Origin of the sequence: Hyalangium sp. (assembly GCF_035629615.1) — a bacterium.
In the GTDB taxonomy this organism is placed as follows: Bacteria; Myxococcota; Myxococcia; order Myxococcales; family Myxococcaceae; genus Hyalangium.
This window is the reverse complement of sequence record NZ_DASPHO010000177.1, coordinates 1-8,986: the sequence shown is the minus strand read 5'-3', so window position 1 is coordinate 8,986 and position 8,986 is coordinate 1. Positions and strand designations below refer to the sequence as shown.

The window sequence follows — 8,986 nt, the reverse complement described above, 5'->3', positions numbered from 1 at the left end:
CACGGCCCCAAGTACCCCTACGTCGTCATGGAGTGGGTAGAGGGCTTTACCCTCTACGATTGGTTCCGGGAACAGCCGCGCTCTTCCCGAGAGGTGTTGCAGGTACTGGAACAACTCGCGAGTGGATTGGCGGCTGCCCATGCGTGCGGAGCGCTTCACCGGGATGTAAAGGGGGACAACATAAGGGTGACTGCGGCAGGCAGGGCCGTGCTGGTGGACTGGGGGAGCGGCTGGTTCGTTGGCGCCCACCCCCTCACGGACACCACCGCGCCCCCGGGCACCACCGCGTACCGTCCTCCTGAGCAGCGCCGCTTCCAATGGCAGTTCCGCAAGGATCTGGAGGCCCGCTGGCACTCCACCGCCTCCGATGACCTCTACTCATTGGGCGTCACCCTCTACCGCATGGTGACGGAGGTGTACCTTCCCCCATGCACGGACGGCGGTGAGCCCGTGGAGAGGGAGGTATTGCCCCCCAGCGCCATGGCGACCGTGTGCCTGGAACTGGAGATGCTCATCCTCCGGCTGGTCTCCGATGACCGGGAGCAGCGCGGGACCGCAGAGCAGCTCGCCGGGGAGGCCGCTGTGCTCGCAAGGTCGACCGGGCCCCAGGCGGACAGGCCCATTCTCCCCACGCCGAGCGCTGTGCCCACCGAGGAAGGAGTTCCGGCATATGGGGCACCTTCCAGCGCGGAGGAGAGGGTGGATGAATCTGGACCCTCGACTCTCTCCAATGAGGATCTCTCGGACACAGCGCCGGCACGTCCACTGCGTTCCGCGCGGAAGAAGCGTCGGCGTCCCGCCAGCGGGCCCACCCTCCCTGCATGGCTCTCCCTGACCAGCGCTGGCCTCGTGAGTGGCCTCGTGGTGGCGCTTGCCATGCAGCCGCGCACGCCCCATGTGCTCGAGCCGACGCCTGCGCCCTGGCTCGCCACGCCCGAGGAGATCGCTCAGTTCGCCACGGATGGGGGTGTGGCGGACGAGGCCCTGGCGAGCGTGGAGCACTCACTTCCTCGCACTGAGATGGATTCCATCCGCTCCCTCGGGAGGCCCATGCCCCCCAAGGCGTACCCTGGGCAGAAGAAGCCACCCTGCGACCCGCGTACTCAGCGCGTCATCCTCGGGGCCTGCTGGATCGGTCCCATCAGCGACGCGAAGCCGCCATGCGGCAACGAAGCCTTCGACGGAGAGGACGGCTGCTACGTGCCTCTCTTCACTTCACCGCGAACACCCACCTCGGCGCAGCCATGAATCCGCGCCAGTTCTTCGTCCTCCTCGCCGAGTTCGCCCTTGGGTGCGGCACCGTACAGCCCGCCGTGGGCCCGGGAGCAGGAGGTGCTGGGGATGATTCCAGGCAGGCCGAGGTGACGGGCGAGCGCCCGTTCTCACGTCCGGAAGTCCCCCTCTCCGCCCGGGACCCGGTACGCTTGGGGCCGTGAGCGAGTACGTCACCCACCGCGACGCGCTGACGGGCCCCCGGCTCGAGTCTCTCCGGGAGGCCCTGCTCGCGTCACGCCTGGTGGCGCGCAGCCCCCTCATGGGCACGTTCGAGGCCAGCAAGGGCTTCGCCTTCCTCTTCACCGAGGCGGGGAAGGCCACGCTGCTGGAGCGCTTCCCCTTCCTCGCGGACTACCTGTCCCTGGTGATGGAGCCGGCGACGACGCGGGCGCTCCTACCCTGGCGCGAGCGGCTCTTCGGCCCTCGCAAGGAGCGCCTCCGGCCCAACGCCTTCTACTTGAACCTCCTGCTGCTGGAGGCCGGCAAGGGCGTGGGGCGGCACATCGACGCCACTCTGGAGGAGCCCAGCGGCGTCCCCAACGCGTTCCCCGAGCACGTCAGCGTGCTCTACCTCGAGGTGCCCGCTCGAGCGAAGGGAGGCGCACTGCACCTGCTGCGAGGAGATCAGCCGGTGGGCAAGGTGCTGCCTCGGCCCGGTCTCCTCGTGCAGTTCCGCGGAGATCTCCAGCACGAGGTCCAGCCCTTCACAGGCGGCTCTGAGGGAGCGCTCCGGGCGAGCCTCGTCTGCGAGCAGTACGCCTTCGGCCCGGAGGTGCTGGCACGCATCCCCACCTTCCGGATCCAGTCCAAGGCAGGCTTCGCAGCCTACCTGGACATGCACCATCAGCAGCGGGCGGCGCCGAGGTAGGGCCCTCGCCCGCGGGCACTCACCCGAAGAGGAGCTTCTCCAGGCGCAGCTTCTTGTCCGACTTCCGGCGCGCCTCGGAGAGGTTGTAGGTGAGATCCCGGAACCAACCATCCTTCTTCTTCCGGTTCGACTTCTGGTGCTGGCCGGAATAGGTCTCCGCGAAGGTCATCGTGGCCTGGGCAATCTGCCGGGTGATCTTCTCCATCATCTTCAGGCGCTTCGACTGCTTCTTGCGCTTCGACTTCCGCTCGAGGACGAGCGGTACGATCTCGCCCGAAGGCTCCTGCCTCAGGATGGTGACCCGCTTGATTGCCTTATGGAGCTTCATCTGCGTCATCTCTGGTCCCTCGCTGACGGATCGTTGTCCGTCCATGAACACTACAGCCATTGCCGGGGCCATGCTAGGTTGACAGCGTATTGACCCTCTCATCCTACCCTCAGGAGGCGTGATCTTGCCAGGTGAAATCGTTGCCCCTTCAACTGAAGTTCCCTCTGCTGACAAGTCGGGCGCTGTTGCTCCGGTCGTCCTCGACCTCGGGCGCAAGAGCAAGAAGAAGATCAAGGCGCTGCGCAAGGGCAAGCAGGGCAAGCTCATGGCGCAGGTGGCCGAGGCGATCGCTCAGCTGAAGGCGGAAGGGGTCGTCGCCGCCAACGCGCAGCCCATCGTCGTCGTGGTCCGCGAGCGCAGCAACAACCGGATGCGCAACGTGCCCTCCCTCTGGCCGTAAGGCTCTCTTCGAGCGGAGCGACGAAGGCCCGGAGGAGCATCCCGAGTGTTGAAGCAGAGGCTCATTCCCACTCCCCTCCTCAGTCGGGAGGCCCGGCGACGCGTCGAGGTGCGTCCGGTTCTGCCTCCGAGCCGGATGCGCCTCTTCCAGATCTTCGTGTTCTTCGGGGCGATGCTCTGGAGCTCGGGGATCGCCCGGCTCTGGAGAAAGCCCGATCCGGCCAGGGCCGGCCGACACACGCGGCTGTTCCTGGAGAAGATGGGGGGCGCCTGGGTCAAGGTCGGACAGGTGCTGGCCATGCGCCGGGACATGTTCTCGCAAGCCTTCTGCGACGAGCTGTCCCTGCTGCAGGATCGCGCGCGGGGCTTCCCGGGCGAGGTGGCTCGCGAGATCATCGAGAGAGAGCTCGGGGACTCGATCAGCGAGCTCTTCAGCGAGTTCGACGAGCAGCCCATCGCCGCGGCCTCGATCGGACAGACGCACGAGGGGCGGCTGCGGCACAACGGCGTGCGGGTGGCCATCAAGGTCCAGCGGCCGTTCATCCAGGATCACTTCAAGCGGGATCTGAGCTACATCCGCTTCGTCGTCCTCCTGCTCGTGCGCTTCCAGATCTCCCCCCACGGCCGCTGGGAGGAGGGCTTGTGGGAGCTGGAGAAGACGCTGACAGAGGAGCTCGACTACCGCATCGAGGCGATGTCCATCACTCGCATGCGGCGGTCGCTGCGCGATCACAAGGTCTACGCGCCCAAGGCGTTCTCACGCCTGTGCACCCAGCGGGTGCTGGTGATGGAGTTCCTCGAGGGTGTCTTCATGTCGGAGTTCATCGCCGTGTCCGAGGCGGATCCGATCCTCCTGCAGCGGTGGATGGCGGAGAACAACGTCTCCCCGCAGCGAGTGGGTGAGCGGCTCTACTTCACGCACGTGCGGCAGGTGGTCGAGGACAACCTCTTCCACGGGGATCTCCATCCCGGCAACATCCTCCTGCTGCGCGACAGCCGGATCGCGCTCATCGACTTTGGCTCGGTGGGCTCGTTCGAGGAGGGGAGCGCGAAGAAGTACCGGCTGCTGTTCCGCTCCATGGGCAGGGGCGAGTACGACAAGGTGGCGGACATGTTCCTGCTGATGGGCCCTCCCCTGCCGCGGGCCGAGAGCGTGGACAAGGTGAAGAGCCTGATCGTCCGGGCCCTGCGCACGTGGGCCACACGTACCAGCATCAAGGGCCTGCCCTACAACGAGAAGTCGCTGACGAGCGCGACGCTGGAGATCGGGCGGATCAGCATGGATCACGGCATCCCCGCGACCTGGGAGTTCATGCGCCTCAACCGCGCGTCCACGACGCTGGATGCGTCGCTCATGTTCCTCATCCCGCAGGTGAACTACATCAAGCTGATGCAGCGCTACCAGCAGAAGGTCTGGGCGCGGCGGCTGAAAGCGGGCATGGACAAGCGGCGGCTGATGGCCCAGATGGAGAGCATGAGCAGCGCCATGGAGGCGCCCGCGGCGCTGGCCGAGAACATCTACTTCGAGAGCGAGATGATCCGCAGGAAGGCGCGGAGCTTCCAGAATGAGCTGAGCAAGGCGGGCTACTTTGGCAAGGTCATCTTCTCGGTGATCTCCCGGGGGGCCCTGCTGCTCAGCGCGCTGGCCCTGGCGGCCTTCCTGCGAAAGACCTGGTCAGGCTTCCAGCTCACGGAAGGCAGCTGGTTCTCCCGCGTGATGGCGAGCCTGCCGGACCTCCGGGGCGAGCTGTGGCTGGCGGTGGCGATCTTCGGCCTCTATGTCTTCCAGCTGTTCTTCCAGCTGCGCCGCCGCTTCGAGCAGAAGGAAGGCTCTTCCTTCGATCTGGCCCGCTGAAGGAGTACACCCACACTTCAATACATTTGGCCTGGAGGGCTTCCGCTCCAGGCTCTTGAGCACTATTTTTCACTCAAGAGTGTTCGCTGGAGGAATTTTTCAATAGAGCTGCTTGCCAAGAGCCGCAAAAACCGCTAAAGCATGGTTACACCGGAAAGAAACTTTTCCAGTGGTACGCAGATAATCCCAATAGGGCCAGTAAAACTGGATATAGGGAAAAATCATGTCCTGGCGCATTTCGTTCAAGCACGACGCGACCCATGATGTCGTCCATGCCAGCTTCTCCCAGTGCCTGCTGGTGAGTGCCACGGATGTCGAGCAGTGGCGCCAGGATATGGAGGAGGGGCTGGCCCCGTTTGGCCGCAAGGTGGATCTGGTGTTGGACCTGGACGGGCTGGAGGTGTCGTTTACCGCGGGCCGGCACTTCAGCAAGGCGCGCCGGGAGCTGCTGGAGCGCTACGCCCTGAGGGTGTGCGGCTTTGGCGGAGACGAGATGACGCAGCTGTTCTTCACCACCAGCGGCAACGTGTTCCAGCCCTGGCGCATGCCGCATGCCGCCAGCCGCACTTTGGCGCTGGCGACGGTGCTGGCCCAGCGAGGGGACACGCAGCCTCGGAGCACCGTCTCCTCTCCGGCCCCGCGGAGCGCTCCCAAGTTCATGGCGCGGCTGTTCTTGCGCAGGTTGGCCCTAGGGTGAAGGGAGGCCGGCCCCAGGCGTTGGGGCACTGACGGCGAGCCGTCCCTTGGCATCAGGCTGTCACGTGTGGCAAGGCATGGTTCATGCCCTCTCTCCCTCCAGGTCCTGGTGGATATCTCCTCTTTGGCGCGGGCCGCGCGGTCCTCCGCGACAAGATGGGATACATGCGCGATGCCTGGCGGAAGTACGGCGACATCGTTCGCCTGGCGCTGGGGCCGAGCCTCGAGGTCTACCTGCTCACGAACCCCGAGCACCACAAGCACGTGCTCATCCAGCACGCCGACAACTACCGCAAGCACCCCTTCTTCGTCCGGCGGCTGCGGGAGATCACCGGCAACGGACTCGTCGCCAGCGAGGGTGACTACTGGAAGCGTCAACGCCGCACCATCCAGCCGCTGTTCCACGCGCACCGCTACGCGGCGCTCTCCGGGCTGATTGGGCAGGTGATCGGGGAGACGCTCCAGCGCTGGGAGAGCTTTGCGCGGAGCGGTGCCACGCTGCAGATTGAGACGGAGATGATGCGGTTGACGACCCTCGTGGCCGTCAAGACGCTGTTCAGCAGTGGAGTGGAGAGCCAGGTCGATCCACTGCTGGAGGCGCTGCATCTCTGCCTGGGCTTCATGAACAAGCGGCTGGACTCGCAGTGGAACCCACCCCTGTGGCTCCCTCTGCCCCAGACGCGGCGCTACCACCGGGCCATGCGGATCCTGGATGGGCTCTCGTACCGGCTGCTGAGCGAGCGGAGACAGTCCGACCACCGGCCCGAGGACCTGCTGACGATGCTGCTGGAGGCGCGGGACTCGGAGACGGGCGAGGCGATGACGGACCTGCAGATCCGCGATGAGCTGATCGCCCTGCTCGCCGCCGGCTCGGAGACGACGGCCATGGCGCTGACGTGGGCCTGGTACGAGATGGCGCGCAACCCCGCCGTGGCGGAGCGCCTGCGCGAGGAGGCGACGCAGGTGCTCGGAGGGCGGCTTCCCACCTTCGATGATCTGCCTCGGCTCACCTACGCGCGCATGGTCTTCGAGGAGGCGCTCCGCCTCTATCCTCCCGCGTGGATGATCACCCGATCGCCTCTCCGGGAGGACACGATCAGCGGCTATCAGGTGAAGGGAGGGGGCACTTCGATGATCGCGCTCTGCATCTTCCTGACGCACCGCCACCCGGACTTCTGGGAGCGCCCGGACGAGTTCATGCCGGAGCGCTTCGCGCCAGGCCAGCCCGAGCGCAATCGCTTCGCCTACATCCCGTTCGGCACGGGCCAGCGCAAGTGCATTGGGGAGCGGCTCTCGATGATTGAAGGGACGATGTTCCTGGCCGCCGCCGCCCAGCGCTTCAAGCTGGAGCTGCCGCCGGACCACCCCGAGGTGCGGGCAGTGCCCTTCGTGACGCTTCACCCCGACAAGCCGATCCACATGCGGGCCCTGCTGAGCTAGCGCTCATCCCCCGGTCTTCTCCGCGAAGAGGCGGAGGATCTCCTCCTCGGAGAGCTGCTCGATCGCCTCCAGGCTGGAGAGCGGATCCGCCACGGGAGCCGAGGGGCTCGGGGAGGGAGCCGCCTGGACGGATGGAGGCAGCGCCACCGCGAGCCCCTGGGTGTCCTGGGCCAGCAGGCCGAGCCGTTCCGCGAGGTATCCGGCGAGCCCCGAGACGGTGGGATAGCGGAAGACGAGCGTCGCCTGGAGGCTCAGCTCCAGGCTCGCCTCGAGCCGGTTGCGCAGCTCCATGGCCATCAGCGAGTCCACGCCCAGCTGCATCACGGGCGTCTGGAGCCCCACCCGGGAGACGGGCGCCTTGAGGACGCGGGCCAGCTGCTCTTGGACATGCTTCTCCAGCAGCCCCTGCCGCTCGCCAGGCTCGCGCTGGAACAGCTCCTTCTTGAAGGTCCCCTCGTGGCGCTTCACCACCTCGGAGCCCGTGCGCCGGGCCCCCAGCTCGGCGAGGAACGAGGAGGTCGCCGCGCTCAGGAAGAACTCCTTCCACTGGCGGGGATCCAGGCGCATCACGATCCGCTGCGCCACGCGGGTGGAGGCGAGCCACTCGAGCACCTCCAGCGACTCCTCCGGCGTCAGGCTGCCGAGCCCGCGCGCCGCCAGCCGCTCCTCGCGCCGGGACTGCCCCGCCATCCCCACCTGGTGCCAGGAGCCAAAGTTGATGCTGACCGCCGGCAGGCCCTGCCGCCGCCGGAAGTGAGCGAACGCATCGAGGAAGGCATTGGCGGCGGCATAGCTCGCGGCGCCAGGGGAGCCCAGCGTCGAGGCCACCGAGGAGCAGAGGATGAAGAAGTCGAGCGGCTGCCCCTGGGACACCCGGTGCAGGTTCCACGTGCCCTCGAGCTTGGGCTCCATGACGCGGTGGAGCTGCTCGGGCGTGAGCTGGGAGAGGGCCACGTCATCCATCACGCCCGCCGCATGGATGATGCCTCGCAGCGGAGGCATGTCGCGCAGCACCTCGGCAGTGGCGGCGGTGAGCTGCTCCTGCTGGGAGACATCCGCGCGAAGCGCTCGCACCTCCGCGCCCGCTGCACGCAGCTCCGCGAGAACTGGCTCCGACGATGCCGAGGCGCCGCTGCGCCCCAGGAGGACCAGGTGGCGTGCTCCTCGCGCCACCAGCCAGCGCGCGGCGTGCAGGCCTACGCCTCCGAAGCCCCCCGTGATCCAGTAGGTGGCGTTGGAGGCGATGGTCAGCCTGGAGGCGCGGAGCCGAGTGGCCCCGGTATCCGGAACCAGCCGGGCGACATACCGCCTGCCGCCGCGGAAGGAGAGCTGCTCCTCGTCCTCGTTGCGAGCGAGCTCCGAGACCAGGAGCCCCATGTCTCCAGGCCCCCCTTCGGAGGACAGATCCACACAGGTACAGCGCAGCTCAGGGGCCTCGTACGTCACGCTCCGCGCGAGCCCCCAGAGCGGCGCCTGGGCCAAGGAGGCGCCGGACTCCTGCGCGCCGCGCGTCACCAGCCAGAGCCTCGGCGAGTCCCGAAGCCCTGCCTTCATCAGCGCTTGTATCAGCAGGAGCACGCTCTGGCAGCCGAGGGTCCTCGCCGTGCTCAGCCACTCGGATGAGGCACCCGCCTCGGAGGCCACATCCAGGCTCCCCAGGTGCACGACGCCTCGGAAGTTCGCGCCACCGTGGAACACCTCTCGAACCAGCCGATCCATCCCCTCCGCGCTGTCAGGCCGAAGCTCATATGACACTCGCACGCAGGTGTGGCCCTCCGCTTCCAGCCGCGCTGCCAGTGCCTCTCCCACTCCACCCCGATCGCAGAAGATCAACCAACGGCCCGGCTGAGAGCCACCCTCCGCTGGCGCGGAGCTGACGGGCTCCTTCTCGATCCACTTCGCCTCGTAGAGGCACTCCGCCAGCTCATCGGACAGCCGCCATGCTGCCGGGTGCGCCGTCGCCGCCGCAGCTCCAGGAAGCTCCTCGATCCAGAAGCGCTCGCGCTGCCAGGAGTAGGAAGGAAGAGCCAGCTTGCGAGCGGAGGTTGGGTAGAGCTTGCTGAAGTCCACCGGGTGTCCCAGTGCGTAGAGCTGGCCCAGGTGTCCCAGCAGCGTCTCCTTCTCC

8 protein-coding genes are annotated in these 8,986 nt (G+C 67.0%); 6 read left to right on the top strand and 2 right to left on the bottom strand.

Annotation, left to right across the window (positions count from 1 at the left end):
• Both VD972_RS09190 and VD972_RS09185 read left to right on the top strand, forming a co-directional pair.
• On the top strand, positions 1 to 1,248 hold a 1,248-nt coding region (locus tag VD972_RS09190; RefSeq protein ID WP_324984001.1), incomplete at its 5' end, for a serine/threonine-protein kinase.
• A 184-nt stretch (positions 1,249 to 1,432) separates the two neighbouring features.
• Entirely contained in the window at positions 1,433 to 2,143 is a 711-nt protein-coding gene (locus VD972_RS09185; protein WP_324983997.1) for a 2OG-Fe(II) oxygenase, read from the top strand.
• A gap of 19 nt (positions 2,144 to 2,162) precedes the next feature.
• On the opposite strand, the gene VD972_RS09180 is transcribed toward VD972_RS09185, so the two are convergent.
• Complete coding sequence (locus VD972_RS09180) at positions 2,163 to 2,480, bottom strand: hypothetical protein (RefSeq protein ID WP_324983993.1); 318 nt, start codon at positions 2,478 to 2,480, stop codon at positions 2,163 to 2,165.
• Positions 2,481 to 2,595: 115 nt separating this feature from the next.
• Between VD972_RS09180 and VD972_RS09175 the strand changes: the two genes are divergently transcribed.
• From VD972_RS09175 to VD972_RS09160, 4 genes are all read left to right on the top strand, one after another.
• Positions 2,596 to 2,871 (top strand): hypothetical protein, encoded by a 276-nt coding sequence (locus VD972_RS09175; protein WP_324983988.1) that lies wholly within the window; start codon positions 2,596 to 2,598, stop codon positions 2,869 to 2,871.
• Between the two features lie 48 nt (positions 2,872 to 2,919).
• The gene (locus VD972_RS09170; RefSeq protein WP_324983985.1) at positions 2,920 to 4,725 is read left to right on the top strand and encodes an ABC1 kinase family protein; all 1,806 of its coding nucleotides are present in this window, start codon (positions 2,920 to 2,922) and stop codon (positions 4,723 to 4,725) included.
• Positions 4,726 to 4,948: 223 nt separating this feature from the next.
• Positions 4,949 to 5,422, top strand: coding sequence for a hypothetical protein (locus VD972_RS09165; RefSeq protein WP_324983979.1), 474 nt, complete (start codon positions 4,949 to 4,951; stop codon positions 5,420 to 5,422).
• Between the two features lie 83 nt (positions 5,423 to 5,505).
• Positions 5,506 to 6,861 carry a cytochrome P450 gene (locus tag VD972_RS09160; protein WP_324983976.1) on the top strand — a complete coding sequence of 452 codons (1,356 nt, stop codon included), beginning with the start codon at positions 5,506 to 5,508 and terminating at the stop codon, positions 6,859 to 6,861.
• Between the two features lie 3 nt (positions 6,862 to 6,864).
• Here the strand turns inward: VD972_RS09160 and VD972_RS09155 are convergent.
• Positions 6,865 to 8,986, bottom strand: a 2,122-nt coding sequence (locus VD972_RS09155; protein WP_324983973.1) for a beta-ketoacyl reductase, incomplete at its 5' end; no start/stop codon positions are given.